The 25415-nt window shown below is 54.9% G+C and carries 21 protein-coding genes; 18 read left to right on the top strand and 3 right to left on the bottom strand.

The features are described from left to right. Positions 1-91: 91 nt before the first annotated feature. Genes ACRQ84_RS11985 through ACRQ84_RS11970 form a run of 4 tightly spaced genes read left to right on the top strand, consistent with a single transcriptional unit; the run spans position 92 to position 3973 of the window. Entirely contained in the window at positions 92-1531 is a 1440-nt protein-coding gene (locus tag ACRQ84_RS11985; protein WP_483816179.1) for a circularly permuted type 2 ATP-grasp protein, read from the top strand. Continuing rightward, positions 1525-2454 carry an alpha-E domain-containing protein gene (locus ACRQ84_RS11980; protein ID WP_483816178.1) on the top strand — a complete coding sequence of 310 codons (930 nt, stop codon included), beginning with the start codon at positions 1525-1527 and terminating at the stop codon, positions 2452-2454. Before ACRQ84_RS11985 ends, ACRQ84_RS11980 begins: the two co-directional genes overlap by 7 nt. Then, positions 2451-3248, top strand: coding sequence for a transglutaminase family protein (locus ACRQ84_RS11975; protein ID WP_064738518.1), 798 nt, complete (start codon positions 2451-2453; stop codon positions 3246-3248). Before ACRQ84_RS11980 ends, ACRQ84_RS11975 begins: the two co-directional genes overlap by 4 nt. A 20-nt stretch (positions 3249-3268) precedes the next feature. After that, positions 3269-3973, top strand: coding sequence for a proteasome-type protease (locus tag ACRQ84_RS11970; protein ID WP_483816177.1), 705 nt, complete (start codon positions 3269-3271; stop codon positions 3971-3973). A gap of 54 nt (positions 3974-4027) precedes the next feature. On the opposite strand, the gene ACRQ84_RS11965 is transcribed toward ACRQ84_RS11970, so the two are convergent. Both ACRQ84_RS11965 and ACRQ84_RS11960 read right to left on the bottom strand, forming a co-directional pair. Beyond that, positions 4028-4795 carry a capsular polysaccharide synthesis protein gene (locus ACRQ84_RS11965; RefSeq protein ID WP_483816176.1) on the bottom strand — a complete coding sequence of 256 codons (768 nt, stop codon included), beginning with the start codon at positions 4793-4795 and terminating at the stop codon, positions 4028-4030. A gap of 201 nt (positions 4796-4996) precedes the next feature. After that, entirely contained in the window at positions 4997-5617 is a 621-nt protein-coding gene (locus ACRQ84_RS11960; protein ID WP_483816175.1) for a response regulator, read from the bottom strand. Between the two features lie 273 nt (positions 5618-5890). On the opposite strand from ACRQ84_RS11960, the gene ACRQ84_RS11955 reads away from it, so the two are divergent. From ACRQ84_RS11955 to ACRQ84_RS11935, 5 genes are all read left to right on the top strand, one after another. After that, positions 5891-7591 carry a bifunctional ornithine lipid synthase OlsF gene (locus ACRQ84_RS11955; RefSeq protein ID WP_483816174.1) on the top strand — a complete coding sequence of 567 codons (1701 nt, stop codon included), beginning with the start codon at positions 5891-5893 and terminating at the stop codon, positions 7589-7591. Positions 7592-7740: 149 nt separating this feature from the next. Next, the gene (locus ACRQ84_RS11950) at positions 7741-8808 is read left to right on the top strand and encodes an ABC transporter ATP-binding protein (protein WP_483816173.1); all 1068 of its coding nucleotides are present in this window, start codon (positions 7741-7743) and stop codon (positions 8806-8808) included. A 25-nt stretch (positions 8809-8833) separates the two neighbouring features. Then, positions 8834-9823, top strand: coding sequence for an ABC transporter substrate-binding protein (locus ACRQ84_RS11945; protein ID WP_483816172.1), 990 nt, complete (start codon positions 8834-8836; stop codon positions 9821-9823). A 2-nt stretch (positions 9824-9825) separates the two neighbouring features. After that, positions 9826-11568 carry an ABC transporter permease gene (locus ACRQ84_RS11940; protein WP_483816171.1) on the top strand — a complete coding sequence of 581 codons (1743 nt, stop codon included), beginning with the start codon at positions 9826-9828 and terminating at the stop codon, positions 11566-11568. Between the two features lie 201 nt (positions 11569-11769). Continuing rightward, the gene (locus ACRQ84_RS11935; RefSeq protein WP_483817918.1) at positions 11770-14613 is read left to right on the top strand and encodes an EAL domain-containing protein; all 2844 of its coding nucleotides are present in this window, start codon (positions 11770-11772) and stop codon (positions 14611-14613) included. Between the two features lie 124 nt (positions 14614-14737). Here the strand turns inward: ACRQ84_RS11935 and ftnA are convergent, their stop codons facing one another. Then, positions 14738-15247, bottom strand: a complete 510-nt coding sequence (gene ftnA / locus ACRQ84_RS11930; RefSeq protein ID WP_064738523.1) for a non-heme ferritin — start codon at positions 15245-15247, stop codon at positions 14738-14740. A 238-nt stretch (positions 15248-15485) separates the two neighbouring features. On the opposite strand from ftnA, the gene ACRQ84_RS11925 reads away from it, so the two are divergent. From ACRQ84_RS11925 to deoB, 9 genes are all read left to right on the top strand, one after another. Continuing rightward, complete coding sequence (locus ACRQ84_RS11925; protein WP_064738524.1) at positions 15486-16589, top strand: M20 peptidase aminoacylase family protein; 1104 nt, start codon at positions 15486-15488, stop codon at positions 16587-16589. A 268-nt stretch (positions 16590-16857) separates the two neighbouring features. Then, positions 16858-18447, top strand: a complete 1590-nt coding sequence (prfC, locus tag ACRQ84_RS11920; RefSeq protein ID WP_483816170.1) for a peptide chain release factor 3 — start codon at positions 16858-16860, stop codon at positions 18445-18447. Positions 18448-18709: 262 nt separating this feature from the next. After that, positions 18710-19324 (top strand): molecular chaperone OsmY, encoded by a 615-nt coding sequence (gene osmY / locus ACRQ84_RS11915; RefSeq protein ID WP_064738526.1) that lies wholly within the window; start codon positions 18710-18712, stop codon positions 19322-19324. 93 nt (positions 19325-19417) lie between these two features. Beyond that, positions 19418-19579, top strand: a complete 162-nt coding sequence (locus tag ACRQ84_RS11910) for a DUF1328 domain-containing protein (protein ID WP_007893192.1) — start codon at positions 19418-19420, stop codon at positions 19577-19579. A 174-nt stretch (positions 19580-19753) separates the two neighbouring features. Further along, the gene (locus ACRQ84_RS11905; protein WP_483816169.1) at positions 19754-20806 is read left to right on the top strand and encodes a patatin-like phospholipase family protein; all 1053 of its coding nucleotides are present in this window, start codon (positions 19754-19756) and stop codon (positions 20804-20806) included. After that, entirely contained in the window at positions 20803-21582 is a 780-nt protein-coding gene (locus ACRQ84_RS11900) for a TatD family hydrolase (protein WP_483816168.1), read from the top strand. The genes ACRQ84_RS11905 and ACRQ84_RS11900 overlap by 4 nt, the downstream gene beginning before the upstream one ends. A gap of 290 nt (positions 21583-21872) precedes the next feature. Further along, positions 21873-22652, top strand: coding sequence for a deoxyribose-phosphate aldolase (gene deoC, locus ACRQ84_RS11895; protein WP_064738529.1), 780 nt, complete (start codon positions 21873-21875; stop codon positions 22650-22652). Between the two features lie 92 nt (positions 22653-22744). Continuing rightward, on the top strand, positions 22745-24067 hold the full coding sequence (gene deoA / locus ACRQ84_RS11890; RefSeq protein WP_483816167.1) for a thymidine phosphorylase: 1323 nt from the start codon (positions 22745-22747) through the stop codon (positions 24065-24067). 94 nt (positions 24068-24161) lie between these two features. Continuing rightward, the gene (gene deoB / locus ACRQ84_RS11885) at positions 24162-25385 is read left to right on the top strand and encodes a phosphopentomutase (protein ID WP_064738531.1); all 1224 of its coding nucleotides are present in this window, start codon (positions 24162-24164) and stop codon (positions 25383-25385) included. Positions 25386-25415 lie beyond the last annotated feature (30 nt).

Below are 25415 nucleotides of genomic sequence, written 5' to 3'. Positions count from 1 at the left end.
TTCGTGCGGCGCGGGTGCCATGCCGGGGGCAAGCCTCTGGCACAGTTTGTGCAGGAGAGAATGAGGTCCTCTGACAAGCGCCGGGTAAATCATGAAAGAAAGCTACCAGATAGCATCGCACTTCTATGATGAGATGTTGCTGAGCGATGGCAAACACCGCGCTCACTACCAGCAATACTGGGAATGGTTACAACAGGCGGACGTCGATGCAGTGGCGCGTAAGCGCGAAGAGGCGGAACTGCTGTTTCATCGCGTCGGCATCACCTTCAACGTCTATGGTGATGACGGTGGAGCGGAACGTTTAATTCCCTTCGACAGTGTGCCGCGCATCATACCGGCGCGTGAGTGGGCGATGCTCGATCGCGGCATTCGCCAACGCGTACAAGCCCTCAACGCCTTCCTGCACGACATCTACCATCAGCAACTGATCCTTAAAGCCGGTATTGTGCCGGCCGAACAGGTGCTGGTGAACGATCAATATCAGCCCTGTATGCAAGGCGTCGATCTGCATCGCAACCTCTACGCGCACATTGTCGGCGTGGATATGGTGCGCAATAATGACGGTGAATATTACGTGCTGGAGGACAATCTGCGCACGCCGTCTGGCGTCTCCTACATGCTGGAGAACCGTAAGATGATGATGCGCCTCTATCCCGAGCTGTTTGCCGATCAGCACATCGCGCCGGTCGAGCGCTATCCTTCGCATCTGCTGCAAACCCTGCGTGAAAGCTCGCCGGTCAACGATCCGGTGGTGGTGGTGCTGACGCCGGGACGCTTTAACAGCGCCTACTTCGAACACAGCTTCCTCGCGCAGCAGATGGGCGTCGAGTTGGTGGAGAGCGCCGATCTGTTCGTTAAAAATGGTGCGGTGATGATGCGCACCACCGCCGGGCCATGCAAAGTGGATGTGATTTATCGCCGCGTCGATGATGCCTTCCTTGATCCGCTGGCGTTCCGCCCGGATTCAATGCTCGGGGTGCCGGGTCTGTTGTCAGTCTATCGATCCGGCAACGTGGTGCTGGCCAATGCCATTGGTACCGGCGTCGCCGATGACAAATCGATCTACCCCTATGTGCCGGATATGATCCGCTTCTACCTCGACGAAGATCCGATCCTCAATAACGTGCCGACATGGCAATGCCGCAAACCGCAGGATCTCACCTATGTGCTAGCCAACCTGGCAAAAATGGTGGTGAAAGAGGTTCACGGCGCCGGTGGTTACGGCATGTTGATCGGACCGGTGGCGAGCCAGCAGGAGCTGAGTGATTTCCGCGATCTCCTCAAAGCACGGCCGGAAAACTACATCGCGCAGGACACATTGTCGCTTTCAACGTGTCCCACCTTTATCGACAACGGCCTCGCGCCGCGCCATATCGATCTGCGTCCGTTTGCGCTGTGCGGCGCGGATATTCGCCTGGTGCCCGGCGGCTTAACCCGCGTGGCGCTGAACGAAGGATCGCTGGTGGTGAACTCGTCGCAGGGCGGCGGTACCAAGGACACGTGGGTTTTGGAGGATGACGCATCATGCTAAGCCGCACGGCCAGTGGCCTTTATTGGATGGCGCGCTATCTCGAACGCGCAGAACATCTCGCACGCGTGTTAGATGTCACCAACCGTTTGTCGTTAATGCCGGTGCGCGGTGACCAGGGTGACGATCTGCTGCTGCCGCTCAATCTCACTGGCACGCGTGAACTGTTTGAAACCCTCAACGGCCGGTTCACCATGTCGCAGCTGTTCAACTTCTTTGCCCTCGACGATCGCAATCCGTGCAGCATTTTCAGCTGCTGGCAGCAGGCGTGGAATAACGCGCATGCGGTGCGCGGCAGTTTGTCATCGGAAGTGTGGGAGAGCATCAATTCAACGTGGATTGAGATGCGTAATACGCGGCGGCGCGGCATCACCAGCGCCAGCGCCGATACCTTTTTCGATTGGGTGAAAGAGCGCTCACATCTGTTTCGCGGCGCGATGTTCGGTACCTTGCTGCGCGGCGATGCCATGAGTTTTATCCGCATCGGCACCCTGATGGAGCGCAGCGACGGCACCGCGCGTTTGCTCAGCGTCAATCAACAACTGATGGAGCAGCAGTCGGATTCGGTGCGCGAGTATTACCGCCTCGATACTTTGCTGCGCGCGGTTTCCGCGCGTGAAGCTTACAACGCGATCTTCAAACAGCAACTGATGCCGGATCTGGTCAACGAGATGCTGATCCTGCGCAGCGAAAGTCCGCGATCGCTGCACTCCTGTATCGATGAGATCGCCACCCAGCTCGAACAGATCGGCAGCAGCGGCGAAGATCGTCCGCGTTATCTGATCACCGTACTGTTGGCTGAAATGCGTTTTAGCACCTGGGAAAGCCTGACGCATGAAGGGTTAACTCACTGGCTCAATGAATTCCTTACGCGCCTCAATGCGCTAGCAGACAGCATCAATCACACCTATCTGGAGGCGAAATGAGACTGAACATCGAGCATAAAACCCGTTACGCCTACGAGCAGCAGGTGAAACTCAGCACCCAGTATTTGCGCCTGACACCGCAAAACTCGGTGCACCAGCACATTATCTCGTGGGATCTGGAGCTGCCGTGTGAAGCCACCTGCACGCAGGATGCTTATGGCAATGTGATGCATGTGCTGACGCTGGATACGCCGCATCAGCAGCTCGATATCGCCGCGCGCGGCGTGGTAGAGATTCTCGATGCCGGCGAGTGGGCGCCCGATCCGGAATGCGCTTTGTCACCACTGGTCTTTCTGCGCGCCACGCCGTTGACGCAGCCCAATCCGGAGATCCGCGAATTTGCCCAGCGTTACTGGCGGCCGGAAAAGCCGCTCGCCAGCCTGGAGAAATTGATGGACGAACTGCTGCTGAAAATGCCGTATCGCCCCGGCAGTACACAGGTGACGGATACCGCCGCGAAAGTATTTGCCGCCGGCAGCGGCGTTTGCCAGGATCACAGTCACGTGTTTCTCGCCTGCTGTCGCAGTCTGGGGATTCCGGCGCGCTATGTTAGCGGCTATCTCTATACTGAAAACGTTGAGCACGTCGCCACTCACGCCTGGGTTGAAGCCTGGCTGGATGGCAGTTGGCACAGCTTTGATATCACCAATAATACCCGCAGCACGCGCCAGCATTTACGGCTGGCGGTGGGCGTGGATTATCTTGATGCTTGTCCCGTGCGCGGTATGCGGCTGGGCGGCGGCGGTGAAGATATGCTGGCGGTGGCTGCGGTGCTTCAGGTGCAGGCGCAGTAGTAATCTGAACAGGCGTAACTATGACTTATTGTGTGGCAATGCGTTTATCGTCAGGGATGATTTTTGTATCCGATTCGCGGACCAATGCGGGCGTCGATCATATTTCCTCATTCCGTAAATTGCATGTGTTTCAGGTAGATGATGAACGTACGCTGGTACTGCAAAGTGCTGGCAATCTGGCCACTACGCAGAGCGTGCTGAGCCTGCTGCGACGTAATAACGGTGATGATGACCAGCCCAATTTGCTGAATCAACGATCGCTGTATGACATTGCACTGATGGTGGGTGAAACGCTGCGCGAAGTGATTAAGCGCGATGGTGAGGAGTTTGGCGGCACGCTGCTGCTGGGCGGACAGATTCGTGGCGAGGAGCCGCGGCTGTTCCAAATCTATCCGCAGGGCAACTTCATCGAAGCCAGCGTCGATACGCCGTATTTCCAGATTGGTGAAAGTAAATACGGCAAACCGATCATTGACCGCGTGCTGCGCTACGAAACGCCGCTTAGCCAGGCGATGCAGTGCGCCTTGATTTCGATGGATTCCACGCTGGCGAGCAATATTTCAGTCGGTTTACCGCTCGATGTAATGGTGTATCGCACGGACAGTTTCAGCGACAGCGAGCAATATCACATCACTGAGCAGCATCCGTATTATTCACAAATTCGTCAGCTGTGGAGCAAAGGGTTGCTGAGCGTATTTTCCCAACTGCCGCCGTTGCAGTTGTAAGTGATAGGCAGCGTGTAAGTGTCAAGAGATAATGATGTGCAACATAAGTTCAAGCTAGCTATTCGCTTCTATTAGGATGTAAGGAAGTAAAAAATCGTTTTTTATGTTTTTTATAGCATTCTCACTTAACGATTTGAAATTAGCTGGCGTCCATGAATTGTGAAGCGAAATAATCCCACATTTGCACTTTGCCAATTCGCTTGAAAAATCCCTGGTGGCATCTGGCATGAAATAGTATGACCAATAGCGCTCCCAGGGCTCTTTTTCAGGCTGCGAAAACTCTAAAATATTCCCTGCTTCAGTTGCGTCAACTATATGAAACTGCTCATCAAAATCGCCACTTTGTATCAGTGGATCAAGGATGCCATTGCCAACATAGTCCCAGGAAATTCTACCACTGGGATTTTTTAAACGGTTCAAAATTTCGGCAAACCATGCAGCGGTGAGCTTATTACGTTTATTCGCGGATAAAACAGCCAGATGAACAGACTTTAACGATGGATAGCCAAATGCAGTCAGCTTATCCGTTTTACCGAAAGGCATATCATTAATGTTTCGAGTGATGATGGTATCGGAGTCAATAAATAGACCACCGAACATTGTCAGTACCCAAGCCGAGACGATGTCTGATTGCATTGCCAGGGAGAATTTAAAAAATATGGGGGGTAAGATCTTTTTAGGGATGAATTCATAAATGTTTTTATGATTGATGGTGATGATTTCAAGGTTGGGGGTGTTGTTCAACCAACTCTTTCTGCACAACTCAAGGTAAGCCGGCTTGTCGTGGCCAGGAAGGTCAACCCAATAGGTATAAACAATCATGTTTTTTCTCCAGTCTGATAGATACAACACTGGCGACACAGAGTGAAAAAACTTAAGGGGAAAATGTTATCCTGGCACAACCCGAAAAATAATCATGATTTCCATGATGCAAAACAACTTTTTATGGAGTAAGCCATCAGTATTATTGGCTTTAACGACATAAGGCTTGAATAGGATGCGCAATGCCGCGCACCCGAGTCATTACACCAATTCGTTCAGTTTCGCTGTCATATTAATTCCGCTAATCCCTTTCAATCCTAACTTGCGTAGAATTTTTATTTTATAGGTACTCACGGTTTTACTGCTGAGCTGCAATTGTGAAGCAATTTCTTTATTAGTCATTCCAGAAGCCAGCTTGACCAATACAATCAATTCACGGCGAGTCAAACTCATTAATTTCTCACTCTCAATCAATTCTCCACTGTCAGCGGCGGCATGCGTAATCGGATAAAAACGGTTACCGCGTTCCACTTCTTTTATTGCGGTAATCAGGGTATCCAGATCTCCACGCTTGTAGACATAGCCTTCAACGCCTAATTGTAGGCAACAGCGTTGATAAAAAAGGCTTTCTGATGCGGTAAATACGATAATTTTCTGTTCTGGAAGCGCACGTTTAATATCCGCTATCAGGGGAATGCCTGCCCGGCCGGGCATAGTAAGATCGAGGAGTACAACGTCTGGACGCATTTGGTGTAGCTCGGTAATCAGCATTTCTCCTTTCTGTGCAATACCAACAATTGAATAGTGATAAGAATCTAATAGTGCCTGAATACCCGCACAGATTAACGGATGGTCATCAACAATAAATACCGTATGAATCATATGTGTAGTCCAGAAAAAAAGAAAAAACTCAAGGGCATAAAGACCCATAAAAGAAACACAACACAGAGGTGTGACCAGATTAATTCATGGGGCTTAACAATATGATTTAAGCTATGTCTTGAATTTGCGGATTTAAGGTCAATTGTTTTTCTTCATGCGTAAGAACAAAGCGGCGTCCTGCTTTATCTGATATTGCAGCGCCACAGTCATAAATCTGAAAACAAGCCGTTTTAACGTCGAGGCGATAAATCGCTGCGTATAAAAAGGTGAATAATGTTTTCAGTTGATCAGCTTCTCGATACTTACTGGCCAGGTCACCAACCGGCGGACTGGCAAAAAAGCGTCCTGAAATGGGTGGTGCGCGAGCATGAATTCCAGGCCTTTGCTGCCCGCTATCGCCACCTCAAAGGTGTGGATATGGTGGAGCAGGTGCTGGAGCATCTCGATGTGCGCTGTGAACTGAGCGAGCGCGATTTGGAGCAGATCCCCACGCGCGGGCCGGTGGTGATTGCGGCTAACCATCCGCTCGGTGCGCTGGATGGTTTGGCGCTGCTGGCCGCAGTTTCACAGGTGCGGCGCGATGTGAAAATCGTTGCCAACCGTATGTTGATGATGCTGGAGCCGATCAACAGCATGATGTTGCCGGTGGATAACATGAGCAACCGCACCAGCCGCGAACAGCTCACGCGGATGCAGCAGCACCTGGATAATCAAGGCGTGCTGATCATCTTCCCGGCAGGTGAAGTGTCGCGCCTGTCCAGCCGTGGCGTGCGCGATCGTCACTGGCATCACAGTTTCCTGCGTCTCGCCGCCCGCGCCCGCGCGCCTATCGTGCCAGTACATGTGGTGGGGCGTAACAGCCTGGCGTTCTACGCGGCGGCAAAAATTGCCTCACCGCTGGCGCTGCTGATGCTGGTCCGCGAGATGTTTCGCCAGCGCGGTGCGCGCATCAAGCTGCACATCGGTGAGCAAATCCCCTTTGCCAATTGGCATGATGGCCACACACCCGGCAAGGAGCTGGCGAAGCGGCTGCGCAAACATCTTTATCGTATTGGTCAGGGACGGCGTGGCTTGTTTCAGACCGCAGCGGCGATTGCACGCCCGGAAGATCGCGCCGAGCTAAAAAAAGCCCTGATGGAGAGCGAGCGACTCGGCACATTGCCGGATGGCAAGCAGATCTACCTGTGGCGACGCAACGGCGCCAGTTGGGTGCCGCTGCTACGTGAGCTTGGTCGTTTACGTGAAGTGGCATTTCGTGCGGTGGGCGAGGGCAGCGGTCGTCGTCGCGATCTGGATAAATACGATGACGATTATTATCACCTGATTCTGTGGGATGACGATGCATTGGAGATCGTTGGTGCTTATCGCTTCATTCCAGGGGCTGAACAGCTGGCGCGCCGTGGGCTGGAAGGTATTTACAGCGACAGCCTGTTCCACTACGACGAGCGCATGTTGCCGATCATCAATCAGGGGCTGGAGCTGGGACGTAGCTTTATTCAGCCTGCCTATTGGGGCAAACGTGGCCTCGATTACCTGTGGATGGGCATTGGCGCTTACCTCGCTAAATATCCCGAAACACGCTACCTGTTTGGTCCGGTATCGATTTCTGGCGGCATGCCGCTGGCCGCGCGCGATCTGCTGGTGGCGTTTTATCGCCTCTATTTCCCAACCGAACTGCCGCTGGCGACCTCGCGTCGCCCTTATCCGGCCTCGCTGCCAGAAGTGCTGGCACAGTTTACCGGCGATAACTACAGCGAAGATTTGCGGCGTCTGAAACATCTGCTGGCGAATCTCGGCACCGCTATTCCCACGCTCTACAAACAATATTCCGAGGTGTGCGAGCCGGGCGGCGTGCAGTTTATCGATTTCGGCAGCGATCCCGATTTCAATCACTGTATCGATGGTTTGGTGCTGGTGGATCTCACGCGGGTGAAGCCTGCGCGTTATGAGCGCTATATCGGGATGCATTTGTGATCCGGTCGCCATAAATGGCGACCCTACGACGAGGGGGCAGGGATCGTATTTTGTAGGGGCGCCATTTATGGCGACCGGGCTCAATGTCATGGAATCGTCATCACAGTGTCGTAGGGTCTTAGCCGGACTGTTAGCGAAAGGCCAGAAACATGGCATCAATCACACTGCGCGGGCTGTGCAAATCCTTTGTGGCGCAGCCGGTATTGCAAGACATCTCGCTGCAGATTGCGCAGGGAGAATTTATCGCCGTGTTGGGCCCGTCGGGTTGCGGTAAAACCACGTTGCTGCGCCTGCTGGCCGGTTTTGAAACCGCCGATGCCGGGGAAATTCACGTGGGCGACCGCTGCTTTGCCGCGCCAGGCGTGCATCTGCCGCCGGAAGATCGTCAGCTTGGCGTGGTGTTTCAGAGCTACGCGCTGTGGCCGCATATGACGGTGGCGGAAAATGTCTCCTACAGCCTGAAGGTCAACGGCGTGGTGCGTGCTGAACGTGAGCGTCGTACGCAGCAGGCGCTGGAGCTGGTAGGGTTGGAAGCCTTCGCCACACGCCGTCCGGCCGATCTCTCCGGTGGCCAGCGTCAACGTGTGGCACTGGCGCGCTGTTTAGTGGCGCAGCCGACGTTAGTGTTGCTTGATGAGCCGCTAGCCAACCTCGATGTCCACCTGCGTGCCACCATGGAAGAAGAGTTCCGCCGCTTCCATCACCATAGCCACGCGACCTTGCTCTACATCACCCACGATCAGCATGAAGCGATGGCACTGGCCGATCGCATCGTGGTGATGGATGCCGGACGCGTGATGCAGTTTGCCACGCCGCAAACGCTGTGGCGCGAACCGGCAAATGCCATGGTCGCGCGATTTATTGACGACGGCAAAGTGCTGCCGATCAGCGATATCGAACCGCTGGGCGCAGGCCGTGCTTACGCCACGCTTTGCGGCCTGCGGGTGCCATTACGCTGCGCACCGCATCAGCGCCCGCAGCCGCAGGCGCAAGCCAGTTTTCATGCGGTAGATTTTCGCCTGGCCGCACCGGGTGAACCGCAGTTTGCTGTGCGCGTGCAGCGGGTGATTTATCGCGGCGGCCATCATCAACTCAATGTCACGCCGTTGCTGGCGCCTGAATACAGCATCACGCTGCTGCTGGCCGATCAACCGTTACCCGTTGTCGACGCCACGCTGGGCGTGGCGCTGCGCGACGGCTGGATTCTTCCTTCTTAACGTTCAAATACTTCAGGGAAATGCTATGCGTACGTCGTTCAACGTTGTGATGTTAGCCAGTGGTTTACTTCTTTCAGCCGCAAGCCAGGCTGACGAGGCGCCAGCGGGAAAATTAGTGGTCTATACCTCGCAGGCGCCAGAAATTGCCCAGCAAACCATGGATGCGTTTAAAGCCGCCAATCCCAATGTGCAGGTCGAGTGGACGCGCAACGGCACCACGCAGTTAATGAACGTGCTGCGCACCGAAATGATGAGCGGCGAGGCTAAGCCGGATGTACTGCTGATTGCCGACGCCATTAACCTCGGTGCGCTGAAAAATGAAAACCACCTCTACAGCTACAGCGATGCGCCACTCAGCCACATCAATCCGTCGTTCTACGACAAAGACAAAACCTTCTTTGGTACCAAAATCATCGCCACGGTGATCGCTTACAATACCCAGCACGCACAGCCGATTGATAGCTGGAACGCGCTGGCGGTAGAGGCCAACAAAGGGCAGATTGCGGTGCCAAGCCCGCTTTACTCCGGCGCGGCGCTCTACAAGCTGCACACCGATATCAACACGCCGTCGATTGGCTGGCACTTTTACCAGAAGCTGGCGGCCATCGGCATAGCGCCGCAAGGCGGTAACGGCCCGGCGCTGAAAGCGGTGGCGAGCGGGCTGGATAAATACGGCATCATCACCGATGCCGACGTGATTCTGGCGAAGAAGAAGGGATCACCGGTGGATCTGGTCTATCCGCAAGAGGGCGTGTCGTACGTCACCGAACCGGTTGCCATCATGAAAACCGCGCACAACCTGCCGGCCGCCAAAGCCTTCGTCAACTTTATGCTCTCTGAGGCAGGCCAGAAGCTGGTGGTCGAGCAGGGCAATCGTCCGGTGGATGACCGCGTCGCAGCACCGGCAGGCTTCACGCCGATTAATCAAATCAAGCTGCTGTCGCCGGACGTGGCGAAAGCGATCAAAGAAGATGCGGCGGTGCGCGATCGGTTCACCGCGCTGTTTGGCGGCTAAGCATGAGTGTAGTGAGCAATGAATGGCGTAGCGCGGCGCGCGGCGGTAAACGTTTCCGTTTCAACAGCGAACGGCTGGTTTTGACGCTGATGGTGCTGCTGATTGGTTTGTTGTCGGTGGCACCGCTGACGCGGCTGGCGTGGACCGCCATCGCGCCGCAAGGCGTGCCGGACATGGCGCGCTTAACGCGCCTGTTGGTGAGCGATCGCGTGTTGATCGCCAGCGGTAATACCTTGCTTATCGCGCTTAGCTCGACCTTGATTTCGGTGGTGCTGGGCACCGCCGCCGCGTGGCTGGTGGCGCTTAGCGATCTACGCGCCAAAACCGCTTGGGTGTTTGCGTTCATCCTGCCGCTGATGATTCCGCCACAGGTGACGGCACTGGCCTGGCTGCAGGCGCTGGCACCAGGCAGTCCGCTGGCGCTGCTGTTCGCCACACTCGGATTGCCGTGGTTTGCGCCGGGCGAACAGCCGCTCTACTCGTTAACCGGCATTGTGCTACTGCTCGGCACGCACAATGCGCCTTTGGTCTTTCTCACCGTGCGCGCGGGCTTGCGCCGTTTACCTGCCGATTTGGTGGAAGCGGCGCAGGCCAGCGGTGCGTCACGCGCGCGCATACTGTTCACCATTGTGCTGCCGTTGGCGCGCCCGGCGATTTTTGCCGGTGCCGCGCTGACCTTTGTCGCGGCGGCAGGCAACTTCGGCATTCAGGCGATGCTGGGGATTCCGGCGCGCGTGCCAACGCTGATCACGCTGGTGTATCAACAGCTGAATGGCATTGGCCCGAGCGCGCTGCCGAATACCGCGGTGTATGCGTTATTGATTGCAGTGATTACGCTGGTGGGTATGGCGGCCAGCGCCTGGTTGGGCGGATGCCATGATGTGCGCGTCAATGGCGCACCGCGCTTGTGGCAGCAATCGCTGGGTCGCGGTCGCGTGGCGATTGAAGGCGTCGCCTGGCTGTGGATGGCGCTGACCTTGCTGTTACCGCTGAGCGCGCTGCTGATCACTGCGCTCACCAGCGGTTTTGGCCAGGCGCTCAGCTGGCAAACGCTGACGCTGGAGAACTTTCGCGCAGCGTTGTGGGGCTATCCGGCGGTGCGACAGGCGTTTGTTACCAGCCTTGGATTAACCACGCTGGCGGCAATGATTCTGACGATCTGCGCGCTGTTTCTCGCCTACTTCCTCAGCTGGCGTCGCACGAAGCTGGTGCGTGGACTGTGGTTAGCGAGTGAACTGACCTACGCGCTGCCAGGCATTGTCACCGGTGTGGCGGCGATGCTGTTTTTCCTGCGCCCGCTGCCGATCGTCAATGTCTCGCTCTACGGCACGGTGTGGATCATCCTTGCCGCCTATCTGGCGAACTTCCTCGCGCTGGTACTGCGCCCAACGCTGGCCGGGTTTGCCCAGCTCGAGCCGGCATTAGATGAAGCCGCACGCTTGTGCGGCGCCGGTTTTCTGCGCCGCATGCGCGATATTTTGCTGCCGCTGGCGGCGCCGTCCGCGCTGGCGGGCAGCGTTCTGGTGTTTCTCACCGCACTGAATGAAATCCAGGTTTCGGTACTGCTGGTCACCTCGCAAACGCAAACCATCGGACCGACCATTGTGTTTCTCGATGAAGGCGGATCCGCTTCGCTGGCTGCTGCAGTAGGCTGCCTGATGATCGTGGTGGTTTGCTTATTAATGGCCATTGCAACACGTCTGACCCGACGCCTGCCGCACGGCATTCTACCGTGGCAAGCGTAACGCGCATCACCGTCAACGTATGATGATGGGTTAAGTATCCCGCTGAACATTTTCTCGCCATTGCCGATAACTGACCTACCAACATTTGTCTGTGGACGAATAGCGCTTGTCAGCGCTGCGTATTTGCGCTTAAGTCTGCAGGATAATTAAGAATTTTCTTAATTTTGTCGACGATACCAGGCCAGCAATAGGCGAATAATGATGAATAATAACTCTGACGTCATGTACCGATTATTGGTGCAGAGCGTAGTGGATTACGCCATTTACATGCTCAAACCCGATGGCACCGTGGCCAACTGGAACGCGGGAGCACAGCGCGCCAAAGGTTACACGCCCGATGAGATCGTGGGGAAAAATTTTGCACTGTTCTACAGCGAAGACGATCGTAAAAACGGTGCGCCACAGCGCGGACTGTCGATAGCGACAGCCACCGGGCGCTTTGAAACAGAAGGGTGGCGATACCGCAAAGATGGCAGCGCATTTTGGGCGCATGTTGTCATTGATGCGATACGCGATGAGTTTGGCGAGCTGTTAGGCTTTGCCAAAATCACCCGCGACTGCACCGAGCAGCAGGAACAGCAACGCAAACAGCGCGAGCAGGAACAGCGTTTCCGTATGCTGGTGGAAGGCGTCAGCGATTACGCCATCTACATGCTCGATCTGGAAGGCAACGTCGAAAATTGGAACGTAGGCGCACAGCGCGCGAAAGGCTACGTGGCCGAAGAAATCGTTGGGCAGCACTTCTCGCGTTTCTACAGCGCGCAGGATCGGAAAAACCATATCCCGGAAAAAAACCTCTCTACCGCCTTTAAAACCGGCCGTTTCGAAGATGAAGGTTACCGTTATCGGAAAGATGGCAGCGCGTTTTGGGCACATGTCATCATTGATGCGATTCGTGATGATTCTGGCAAGCTGATCGGCTATGCCAAAATCACCCGTGATTGCACCGAGCAGCAGGCGCTGCTGCGCAAACAACACGAGCAGGAGAAAAACTTCCGTCTGTTGGTGGAAGGCGTGCGCGATTACGCCATTTATATGTTGGATGTGCAGGGCCGCGTGGTGAACTGGAATTTTGGTGCCCAGCGCGCCAAAGGCTATATTGCTGACGAGATTATCGGTCAGCATTTCTCGGTGTTTTACAGTTCATCCGAGCGAAATGCCAACATGCCTGAAGCGAATCTGGGCATTGCATTAAAAACCGGTCGTTTCGAAGATGAAGGCTGGCGCTACCGCAAAGATGGTTCGGCATTTTGGGCGCACGTGGTCATTGAGGCGATTTATGATGAAACCGGCATATTGATTGGTTTCGCCAAAATCACCCGCGATGTCACCGAACGTCGTGAAAACGAACAGCAGTTGTTGCGCGCGCGGGATTTGGCGCAGTCGCAAAGTGCCAAAATGTCCGAGCTTTCGGGCTTCCTCGATACCATTATCAGCAATATTCCCTCATGTGTGATTGTCGAAGACGCCATCAGCCGGGAAATTTTGATGGTGAATGACAAAGCTGAGCAACTGTTCGGCATCAATAAAGCGCTGATCATGCATAAACGCCCGCACGAATGTATGTCGGCGGAACTGGGTGATTACTTCAACAGCCTGGCGGATGTGGCGCTGCGCAGCGAAGGCATTCATTCGCGCGAACAGCTGCTGCTAACGGCGGGCGGCGAGCGCATTCTGCATACGCGCGCCACCACCATCAGCGGCAAAGATATGCGGCAAAACTACGTGATGCTGATCGTCGAGGACGTGACCGATCAGCGAGAAGCCGATGCACGCATCCGGCATATGGCGCATCACGATAATCTCACCAGCCTGCCAAACCGCGTGCTGTTCCGCCAGAAGCTGAGTGAAGCGCTGCGCGTTGACAGCCACGCCAGTCAAGTTAGCGCCACGCTGTGTCTTGATCTCGACAACTTTAAAAACGTCAACGATGCGCTCGGCCATCAGATTGGTGATGAGCTGCTGCGCGTGGTGGCAAAACGCCTGCGCAGTGTGCTGCGCGATCACGATACGCTGGCGCGTATTGGCGGCGATGAGTTTGCTATTGTATTGCCCAACGTGCGCAGCGCGGATGAAGCGGCAGTCGTCGCACAGCGGCTGATTGAGGCGATTCGCCCGCCGATTAATGTTGAAGGGCATAATTTGTCGGTGGGCTTAAGCGTCGGGATTGCATTGACGTCGCAAGCCACCAATACGCCGGAACATATGCTGCGCTGTGCGGATATGGCGCTGTACGAAGCCAAACGCAACGGGCGCAATCGCTTTGAACACTTCACGCTGGAGATGGACGATCAGGCGCGCAGTCGTCGTGTGATTGAGAACGATCTGCGTGAGGCGATCACTGGCCGACAGCTCAAGCTTTACTATCAGCCGATCACCGATGAGAAGGGCATTATTGGCTACGAAGCGTTGATGCGCTGGCATCACCCGATTAAAGGGCTGATTATGCCAAACGATTTCATCCCGATCGCTGAAGAGACGGGGTTAATCCATATGCTCGGTGCTTATGCGTTATATGAGGCCTGCCGCGAAGCGCAAAGCTGGAATACGCAACAATCGGTCTCGGTCAACCTGTCGCCGCTGCAGTTCAAAAATAGCTCGCTGGTGTCGGTGGTTGAAGGGGCGCTGCGTGAATCGGGACTCGCGCCACATCGACTGGAAGTGGAGATCACCGAATCAGTGCTGCTGGACGATACGCTCGGCAATATCCGCACGCTGCAAAGCCTGAAAACCCTCGGCGTGCAGATTGCGCTGGATGACTTTGGCACCGGTTACTCATCGCTCAGCTATCTGCGTTCGTTCCCGTTCGACAAAATCAAAATCGACAAGTCGTTCATCAACGATATGGGCGACAGCCGCGAGGCGCTGGCGATTATCCGCGCCATCACCGGCATGAGCCGCAGCCTCGATATTCAGATCACCGCCGAAGGCGTGGAGAGCAGCGAGCAGTATGCCAAGCTGCGCGAAGAGGGCTGTACGCTGTTCCAGGGCTATTTCTTTGGTCGTCCGCAGCCATCGGAATTGCGCTTGAAAGCGTTGGAGTAAAATCGCGTCGCTACAGATTCGTGCAGGTATTGTAGCGGCACAATTTATTGCGCACTGCCGAAAACAGTCATAAAAAAACGCCCGATAGCGGGCGTTATTTAATTTGCTGTGTGTAATCTTATTTTTATGATGCGCCGTGGCCGTCGACGGTCATGTGACCCAAATCTTTATCGACCAGGAACAGGCCTTCGCCTTTGTTGCCTACCAGCGCCAGTTTATCCAGCACGGTTTTGAACAATTTCTCTTCTTCATGCTGCTCTGCCACATACCACTGCAGGAAGTTGAAGGTTGGGTAATCTTGCGAAGTCAGCGCCGAGTGAACCAGTTCATTGATTTTGCTGGTGATCAGCTGCTCGTGCTTCAGCGCATCTTCCAATACGTCGTTCAGCGAGTTCCAGCTAATCGGCGGCGCGGCAATCGAACCCAATACCGGCATCGCGCCAGTATCGCTCAGGTATTCGAACAGACGCTGCATGTGCTCCATCTCTTCGCGTGAATGCATTTTCAGGAACGAGCACGCGCCTTCGAAGCCTTTATCGCTGCACCAGGCGCTCATCTGCAGATACAGGTTGGCAGAGAAGAACTCCAGGTTCAGTTGATCGTTTAATCGAGAGGTCATTTCAGCAGTTAACATGGCTGATTCCTTTTTAATTTATAAGGTGAAGTACGGCGAATTATGCATCAATCTATACTTTTTTGTGAAGGGTTTTTCGCAAAAAGGTTGAATTTATCTTATTGATTGTAAATGGAATTATTCCACTTGTTGAATGCGAAGAGTTCTCATGTTTGACTAATTTTCATTCACGTTGGATTGATTATAGCTGCACATCGGGCGATGCTGAGGCTTGCCTTTACTTGTCAGGAGCTTAGCGGTGTCGAACGTCTTAGAGCATTACCATTATCTGCATGAAATCCCTGAACTGGGTTTTCAGGAATTCAAAACCTCCGCTTATATTGCCGATCAGTTGGAAAGCGCCGGCATTAAGGTCACGCGCGGCATCAATAACACCACCGGCATTGTGGCGGAAATCGACAGCGGCGTGCCCGGTCCGGTGCTGGCGCTGCGTGCGGATATGGATGCGCTCGGCCACATCATTAACGGCGAGCCCTGTGCGCGCCACACCTGCGGTCACGATGGCCATTCGTCAGTGGTGCTGACGGCGGCGCAAGAGCTGCTGAAAGAGGGCGCGATCAAGAAAGGGCGACTTAAGCTGCTGTTCCAGCCGGCAGAAGAACTGGGTGCCGGTGCGCTGGCGATGATTGAGGGCGGTGCGCTGGAGGATGTGGAGATGATTCTCGGCTTCCATGTGCGTCCGCTGGAAGAGTGCCATGTAGGTCAGGCGACGCCTGCGGTGATCTATTCTGCCTGTAGCACGCTGGAAGCCACCATCAAAGGTGCTCCCGCGCATGCGGCGCGGCCGCATTTGGGTGTCAACGCGCTGGATGCGGCGGTGCAAGCGGTGCAGGCCGTCAACGCCATCCATCTGCCGCCGGGTTTAACCTGGAGCGTCAAAGCCACGCGCTTCCTGTGCGATGCGGGCGTGACTAATTCGGTGCCGGATGAAGCGCGCGTGGTGTGGGATCTGCGGTCGCAGGAAAACGCGCCAATGGATGTGCTGAAAGAGAAGGTGACGCTGGCGATTCAGCACAGCGTGGCGGCGCTGGGTGCCACGGCTGATGTGGTGGTGCTGAAAGAGATGCCAGCGGCCGAGATTCATGAGGAAGCTACCGCCGTGATTCGCGCGGCGATTGTCGATGTGCTGGGCGAAGAGGGTTTGCTGGATACCAAAACCACGCCGGGCAGCGAAGATTTCTTCTATTATCCGGTGAAAAATCCGCAGGTGAAAGCCGGGTTTTGGGGATTGGGAACCAATCTGGTACCGGGCCTGCATCATCCAGAGATGCGCTTTGAGCTGAGCGCACTGGAGATTGGCGTGAAGATCTTCAAAGCGGCAGTGGTGCGGGTTTTAGGCTGAAATGTGGGTCGGTCGCCATCAATGGCGACCCTACAACGGCAATCCCTCAGCCCTGTTACCTGACGATTTCCCCCCTCGGCGAAATATTGTATGCTATGCCGCCTCAATACTGACGGGATTCAGGACTGCCGCCAATGTAGATCGCGCACCTCTTGCTGTGAACCGACGCCATTGCGTCACCATTGGTCGCGTTTTCCCGCGGAATGACCCCGAAACGATTTATTCGCAGCGCGCCGCCCGCGTGTTGCCCTTGAAGAAGAATTCACTCATGTCTATTGCTCCCTTTTTAGAAGAAGTGGCGCGCCGTCGTACCTTTGCGATCATCTCGCACCCGGACGCCGGTAAAACCACAATTACCGAAAAAGTGCTGTTGTTCGGGCAGGCGATTCAAACCGCCGGTACCGTCAAAGGCCGTGGCTCCAACCAGCACGCGAAATCTGACTGGATGGAAATGGAGAAACAACGCGGTATCTCCATCACCACCTCGGTAATGCAATTCCCGTATCGCGATAGCCTCGTGAACCTGTTGGATACCCCAGGACACGAAGACTTCTCCGAAGATACTTACCGTACGCTGACGGCGGTCGACTGCTGCCTGATGGTGATCGACGCCGCGAAAGGTGTCGAAGATCGTACTCGTAAGCTGATGGAAGTCACGCGCCTGCGTGATACGCCGATCATCACCTTTATGAACAAACTCGACCGTGACATCCGCGATCCTATGGAACTGCTGGATGAAGTGGAGAGTGAGCTGAAGATCGCCTGCGCACCTATTACCTGGCCGATTGGCTGCGGCAAGCTGTTCAAAGGCGTTTATCACCTCTACAACGACGAAACTTATCTGTATCAAACCGGTAAGGGCCACACCATTCAGGAAGTGCGCATCGTTAAAGGTCTGGCAAATCCAGAGCTGGATGCGGCGGTAGGCGAAGATCTGGCGCAGCAGCTGCGCGACGAGCTGGAGCTGGTGCAGGGCGCTTCGCACGAATTCGATCAAGAGTTGTTCCTGAGCGGCGAAATCACCCCGGTATTCTTCGGCACCGCGTTAGGTAACTTTGGCGTCGATCATATGCTGGATGGCCTGGTTTCCTGGGCACCGCGTCCAATGCCGCGCAATACCGACACGCGTCTGGTGGAAGCAAAAGAAGAAAAATTCAGCGGCTTCGTGTTTAAGATCCAGGCAAACATGGACCCGAAACACCGCGACCGCGTCGCCTTTATGCGCGTGGTGTCCGGCAAGTACGAAAAAGGCATGAAGCTGCGTCAGGTGCGCACCGGTAAAGACGTGGTGATTTCTGATGCGCTGACCTTTATGGCCGGTGACCGTTCGCACGTTGAAGAAGCATATCCGGGCGACATTATTGGTCTGCACAACCACGGCACCATTCAGATTGGCGACACCTTTACCCAAGGTGAAAACATGAAGTTCACCGGCATTCCGAACTTCGCGCCAGAGCTGTTCCGTCGCATTCGTTTACGCGATCCACTGAAGCAAAAACAGCTGCTGAAAGGGCTGGTTCAGCTGTCTGAAGAGGGCGCGGTGCAGGTGTTCCGCCCGGTGCATAACAACGATCTGATCGTTGGCGCAGTCGGTGTGCTGCAGTTCGAAGTGGTGGTGGCGCGCCTGAAAAGCGAATACAACGTTGAAGCGATTTACGAAGCCATCAACGTCTCAACCGCGCGTTGGGTTGAGTGTGATGATGCGAAAAAATTCGATGATTTCCAGCGTAAAAATGAAGTGAACCTGGCGCTCGATGGCGGTGACAATCTCACTTATATCGCGCCAACCATGGTGAACCTCAACATCACCCAGGAACGCTATCCTGACGTGAGATTCCGCAAAACGCGCGAGCACTAATCGGCGTTATCGGTAGGGCCTGTGATTTTCACTGGCCCTTTTTTTAGGTGTTACAGACTCCTCCTAATTCCGCTATATTTTTCTCTTTTTGGCGATATATCAACCACAAGAGCCAGCAAAAGCTGTAATCCCTACTACTATTATCCTGTCGGACGAGAAAAGAGACCTTTCGGGTTTCATTACGTCCAGTAACTCAGCAACGCCGTTCGTTGCTGGCGCATCCGCAAAAACGGATGAGTTAACTGATAGAAGGATGATATCGATGAATAAGACTAAGATTGCCAAAACCCTGATTGCTGCCCTGGCGGGTTCTGCTCTGCTGAGCGGTGCTGCGTTTGCAGATGAATCAATGTCGCAGAAAGCACAGCAAACCTCCGACAGCGCGGGTGCGAAAATCGATAGCTCTATGAAAAAAGTCGATGGTTATATGGATGACAGCGGCATCACTGCTAAAGCCAAAGCGGCGCTGGTGGATGATGAAGCGATTAAAAGCACGGATATCTCCGTCAAAACGCATGATGGCGTAGTGACCTTGAGCGGCTTCGTCGCTTCTCAGGATCAGGCTGAAAAAGCCGTCGCGCTGGTGCAGAAAGTCGAAGGTGTGAAATCCGTCAGTGACAAACTACACGTTAAAGACAGCAAAAATGCTTCGTTGAAGGGTTATGCGGGCGATACCGCCACCACCAGCGAAATTAAAGCTAAGCTTCTAGCAGATGACATCGTGCCATCGCGCAACGTTAAGGTGGAAACCACCGATGGCGTGGTGCAGTTATCTGGGGACGTGGCGAACCAGGCACAGTCTGATCGTGCTGAGAAAATCGCCAAAGCCATTGAAGGCGTGAAAAGCGTGAAGAATGACCTGAAGGTGAAGTCTTAACGCGAGCGATTCGGCATCATCTGATGCCGATTCGTAATAAAAACAAAGGTGTAAATAAGCAGTTCGATTTTCACAATGGTAAAGGAGAGGCTTATGTTTCGTTGGGGTATTATCTTTCTGGTCATCGCTCTGATTGCTGCAGCATTAGGTTTCGGCGGTCTGGCGGGTACGGCAGCATGGGCAGCTAAAATTGTCTTCATTGTCGGTATTATTCTGTTCCTCGTGAGCCTGTTTACCGGGCGCAAACGACCCTGACTAATGGCGTCATAGACGTCAACCCGCGAGTCATCTAAAGCGGAGACCAGTCATTTGCGGCATACTGTGGAGCCGCAACGATTGCTGAGGCAATTGGTCAGGGAACGACAATGATTGGTTCTCCGGGATGTTGCCTAAGGCGACTCCCTCAGAGCAAACACTGAGGGACATCCATTGGGAACGCGTATTCCACTGACATTAGGTTCATTTGAACCGCTAGCATTAACCCCTTTCAAATCCAATAAAATCGCCTTAGTGTGCGAAGGCGGCGGCCAACGCGGCATCTTTACCGCAGGTGTGCTGGATGAGTTCCAACGTGCAGGCTTTAATCCCTTTCAACTGTTGCTCGGCACGTCTGCCGGGGCGCAAAACTTGTCAGCTTTTGTTTGTGGCCAACCTGGCTACGCAAGACGCGTAATTTCCCGTTACACCACCAGCAAACTGTTTTTTGATCCGCTACGATTCGTGCGCGGCGGGCACCTTATCGATCTCGATTGGCTGATTGATATCACCAAAAATGAGTTTCCGCTGGCGCTCAACACCGCTGAAGGGTTGTTTGCCAAAGGCAGCGAGTTCTATATGTGCGCCTGCCGCAGCGACGATTACCGCGCTGAATACTTCAATCCGACCAGCACCAACTGGCATGACATCATTAAAGCCTCAAGTGCGATTCCCGGCTTCTACCGCAGCGGCGTGAAGATGGACGGCGTGAGTTATCTGGATGGTGGCATCAGCGATGCGATTCCGGTGCGCGAAGCCGCGCGCCGTGGCGCGGATACCATTGTGGTGATCCGTACCGTGCCATCGCAGATGTCCTACACGCCGAAATGGTTTAAACGCATGGAGCGCTTTTTGTCCGATAGCGCATTGCAGCCGATGATCAACATCCTGCATCAGCATGAAGAGAGCTATCGCGAGATTCAGCAGTATATCGAGCAGCCGCCGGATAACCTGCGCATCATCGAAATTTGTCCGCCGAAGCCGCTGGCGAGCATGGCGCTCGGCAGCCGCTTGTCATCGCTGAATCAGGATTACCATTTAGGCCGCCGCAGCGGGCGCTATTTCCTCGCCACGCTCGGTCAATGGTTGAGTGATGCCGAGCCGCTGGTTATCCCAACGACGGTAATGCCGCCGGCAGCGGTGGCCAACGAACCGGATAATCGTGCGCTGATTACGCCCGCTCTGGCGGAGAACGATGCAGATTTTGATAAAGGTTCGCTGGCATGAAGTTTATCGATACACATTGCCACTTTGATTTCCCCCCCTTTGTTGACGACGCGCCTGCTAGCATTGCGCGCGCTGCGCAGGCGGGCGTGGAATGCATCATTGTACCGAGCGTGGATGCCAGCCGTTTTGAGCGGGTGACAGAACTGGCGCAGCAGTATCCGGCGCTGTATGCCGCGCTCGGCCTGCATCCGATCAATATTTCAGCGCATCAGGAAGATGCGCACCTTGATCAATTAGAGCGCTGGCTGAAAAAGCCAGATAGCAAACGCGTGGCGATTGGCGAGATCGGACTCGATCTCTACATGGAGGATGCGCAATTCGCTAAACAGACGCGGCTGCTGGATAAGCAGCTCAGGCTGGCGAAGCAATACGATCTGCCGGTGATCCTGCATTCGCGGCGCACCCACGACCAGTTAGCTATGCATCTGCGTCGTCACGATCTGCCGCGCCGTGGCGTGGTACACGGCTTTGCCGGCAGCCAGCAGCAGGCGGAGCGTTTTATCCAGCTCGGTTATGCGATTGGCGTTGGTGGCACCATCACCTATGAACGCGCCAGTAAAACCCGTCATACCATTGCCAATCTGCCGCTAAATGCCCTTTTACTGGAAACCGACGCGCCCGATATGCCGCTGCAAGGTTTTCAGGGCCAGCCCAATCGCCCGGAACGTGCGCGCAACGTGTTTGACGTGCTGTGTCAGCTGCGCAGCGAATCCCCCGACGTGATTGCCGACGCGCTGTGGCAAAACAGCCTGCGCCTGTTTGCGATCCCGGTCTGATTCTCCCCCGACAGATTCTGCATTTACGCTGCCTTACGCCTGATTAGCTACATTGATAGAGCGTAAAGTACACTTTTGCGCCCATTTTTGTGATAATAATAACAATGACATTTCAGGCGACTCCCGGCTTGAATTGGGTTTATTTGTGATTAATATCACTAAATAACTGTATTTTAATGACCAGTTTTCTTTTCTGTGTGACGTAAGACGCAATTTATTGTCACGATTATTGTTAGGATTATCACATTCCCGGTGGGTTGTGCCCGCCGATCTGAATTTTGGAGAGCATCATGACCGACCTTAAAGCAGCAGCACAGCGCGCATTGCAACTGATGGATTTAACCACCCTGAACGAAGACGACACCGATGAGAAGGTGATCGCGCTGTGCCGTCAGGCGAAATCCCCTGCCGGTAACACCGCGGCCATCTGCATCTATCCACGGTTCATTCCTGCGGCACGTAAAGCGCTACGCGAACAAGGCACGCCGGAAATCCGCATTGCTACCGTGACCAACTTCCCGCACGGCAACGATGACATCGAGATCGCGCTGGCCGAAACCCGCGCGGCCATCGCCTACGGTGCCGACGAAGTCGACGTGGTGTTCCCGTATCGTGCGCTGATTGCCGGCAATCGTGAGATCGGCTTTGAGCTGGTGAAAGCCTGTAAAGAAGCCTGCGCCGCGGCGAACGTGCTGCTGAAAGTGATCATCGAAAGCGGTGAGCTGAAAGACGAAGCGCTGATTCGTGCGGCTTCGGAAATCGCTATCGATGCGGGCGCAGATTTCATCAAAACCTCAACCGGTAAAGTGCCGGTCAACGCCACGCCAGAAGTGGCGGCGATCATGATGCAAGTTATCCGCGATAAAGGCGTTAAGCAGCAGGTCGGCTTCAAACCGGCTGGCGGCGTGCGTACCGCTGAAGACGCGGCGCTGTATCTGCAACTGGCGGATGACCTTCTGGGCGAAGGCTGGGCGGATGCGCGTCATTTCCGCTTTGGCGCATCTAGCTTGCTGGCAAGCCTGCTCAATACGCTGGGTCACGAAACCGCGACCAGCAAAGCGGGCTACTAATCCTCGCCGTTATCTTTCCGGTGCGCATGAATGCGCACCCTACGTTGTAGGGTCGTCATTTATGGCGACCTTCTCATTCCAGGGAGGCAACCGTGTTCCTGCCACAAGAAATTATTCGTAAAAAACGCGATGGACAGGCGCTGAGTGAAGCGGAGATTCGCTTCTTTATCAATGGCGTGCGCGACAATAGCGTGTCGGAAGGTCAAATCGCCGCGCTGGCGATGACCATCTATTTCCATGATATGACGCTCGACGAGCGCGTGGCGTTGACCATGGCAATGCGCGATTCGGGCACGGTGCTGAACTGGAAATCGCTGAATCTCAACGGCCCGATTGTCGATAAACACTCCACTGGCGGTGTGGGCGATGTGACCTCGCTGATGCTCGGCCCGATGGTGGCAGCGTGCGGCGGTTATGTGCCGATGATCTCCGGGCGCGGTCTCGGCCACACCGGCGGCACGTTGGATAAACTGGAAGCGATTCCTGGCTTCGATATCTTCCCGAGTGACGATCGTTTCCGCCAGATTATTAAAGACGTCGGCGTCGCGATTATCGGCCAGACCAACTCGCTGGCGCCGGCCGACAAACGTTTCTACGCCACGCGCGATATCACTGCCACCGTGGATTCGATTCCACTGATCACCGCGTCGATCCTCGCTAAAAAACTGGCGGAAGGATTGGATGCGCTGGTGATGGACGTCAAGGTGGGGTCCGGCGCCTTTATGCCGACCTTCGAAGCCTCAGAAAATCTGGCGCAGGCGATTGTTGGCGTAGCGAACGGCGCCGGTTGCAAAACCACCGCACTGCTCACCGACATGAATCAGGTGCTGGCGTCCACCGCCGGAAATGCGCTGGAAGTGCGTGAAGCGGTGCAGTTCCTGACAGGGGCTGCCCGTAATCCGCGCCTGCTGGAAGTCACGATGGCGCTGTGTTCGGAAATGCTGATTTCCGGCAAACTGGCCGAGAACGACGCCGATGCGCGCAAAAAGCTGCAGCAAGTGCTGGATAACGGCAAGGCCGCCGAGGTATTTGCCCGCATGGTCGCAGCGCAAAATGGCCCGAGCGATTTCATTGAGCGCATGGACAGCTATCTGCCTGCGCCAACCCTGAGCAAGGCGGTTTACGCCGATCGTGCCGGTATTGTTAGCGCAATGGATACGCGTGCGCTCGGCATGGCGGTGGTTTCGCTCGGCGGGGGCCGTCAGCGCGCCAGCGACAGCATCGATTACAGCGTGGGCCTGAGCGAGATGACCACGCTGGGCACGCAGGTTGACGCGCAGCGTCCGCTGGCGATTATTCACGCCGCGTCGGAAGCGCAGTGGCAACAGGCCGCCGCTGCCGTTAAAGCCGCCATCACGCTGAGCGACAGCGCACCAGCAATCACGCCGGTGGTTTATCGTCGCGTCAGTGAATAACTGGCGCTTCTTCGTGCCAGGCAGCGGCCGTTCGGGTATACTGATCTGATCGCTTTTTTTTGACTTGTCATCGCGCATTGCGCAGGAGACTTGCATGAAACGTGCTTTTATTATGGTTCTCGACTCCTTCGGGATCGGCTCCAGCAAAGACGCCGATAAATTCGGTGATGAAGGATCGGACACGCTCGGCCATATCGCCGAAGCCTGTTTCGAAGGCCGCGCCAATGTTGGTCGCGAAGGCCCGCTGCACTTACCTAACCTGACCAAACTGGGACTCGGCAAAGCGGCTGAACTCTCCACCGGTCGTTTCCCGCCAGGCCTCGATCCCAACGCGGAAATCATCGGTGCGTACGCTTACGCCAGCGAATTATCGTCGGGTAAAGATACGCCGTCAGGCCACTGGGAAATCGCCGGCGTGCCGGTGCTGTTTGATTGGGGCTACTTCAGCGACAAAGAGAACAGCTTCCCGCAAGAGCTGCTGGATATTCTGGTGAAACGTGCCGATCTGCCGGGTTATCTTGGCAACTGTCACTCTTCAGGAACGGTTATTCTCGACCAGCTCGGCGAAGAGCACATGAAATCCGGTAAGCCGATTTTCTATACCTCGGCGGATTCGGTGTTCCAGATTGCCTGTCACGAAGAGACCTTTGGCCTCGATCGTCTGTACGAACTGTGCGAAATCGCCCGTGAAGAGCTGACGAAAGGTGGCTATAACATTGGTCGCGTGATCGCGCGTCCGTTCGTTGGCGATAAAGCGGGCAACTTTGAGCGTACCGGCAACCGTCACGATCTGGCGGTGGAACCGCCTTCAGCGACCATGCTGAAAAAACTGGTTGATGAGAAGGGCGGTGAAGTGATTTCGGTAGGTAAAATCGCCGATATCTACGCCGAACAGGGCATCACGCAGAAGGTGAAAGCCACCGGTTTAGACGCGCTGTTCAATGCCACCATCGAGCAGATGAAGAAAGCACCCGATACCTCGATTGTGTTCACTAACTTCGTTGATTTTGACTCAACGTGGGGACATCGTCGTGATATCGCCGGTTACGCGGGCGGACTGGAGCTGTTCGATCGTCGCTTACCAGAATTGATGGAACTGGTGAAAGAGGGGGATATTTTGATCCTCACCGCCGATCACGGCTGCGATCCCAGCTGGGAAGGTACTGAACACACGCGTGAGCACATTCCGATTCTGATCTACGGCCCAAATGTGAAGCCAGGATCGCTGGGATACCGCGATACCTTTGCCGATATCGGCCAGACCATCGCAAACTATTTTGGCCTGTCCAGCATGGACTACGGCAAGAGCATGCTGTAAAACAGCGCCCCAAATTTAATAAGGAAAATA

Source organism: Pantoea sp. E2023-21 (assembly GCF_051302795.1).
In the GTDB taxonomy this organism is placed as follows: domain Bacteria; phylum Pseudomonadota; class Gammaproteobacteria; order Enterobacterales; family Enterobacteriaceae; genus Pantoea; species Pantoea ludwigii_A.
Note: the sequence above shows the minus strand (reverse complement) of the source record. Positions and strands in the feature narration are given on the sequence as shown.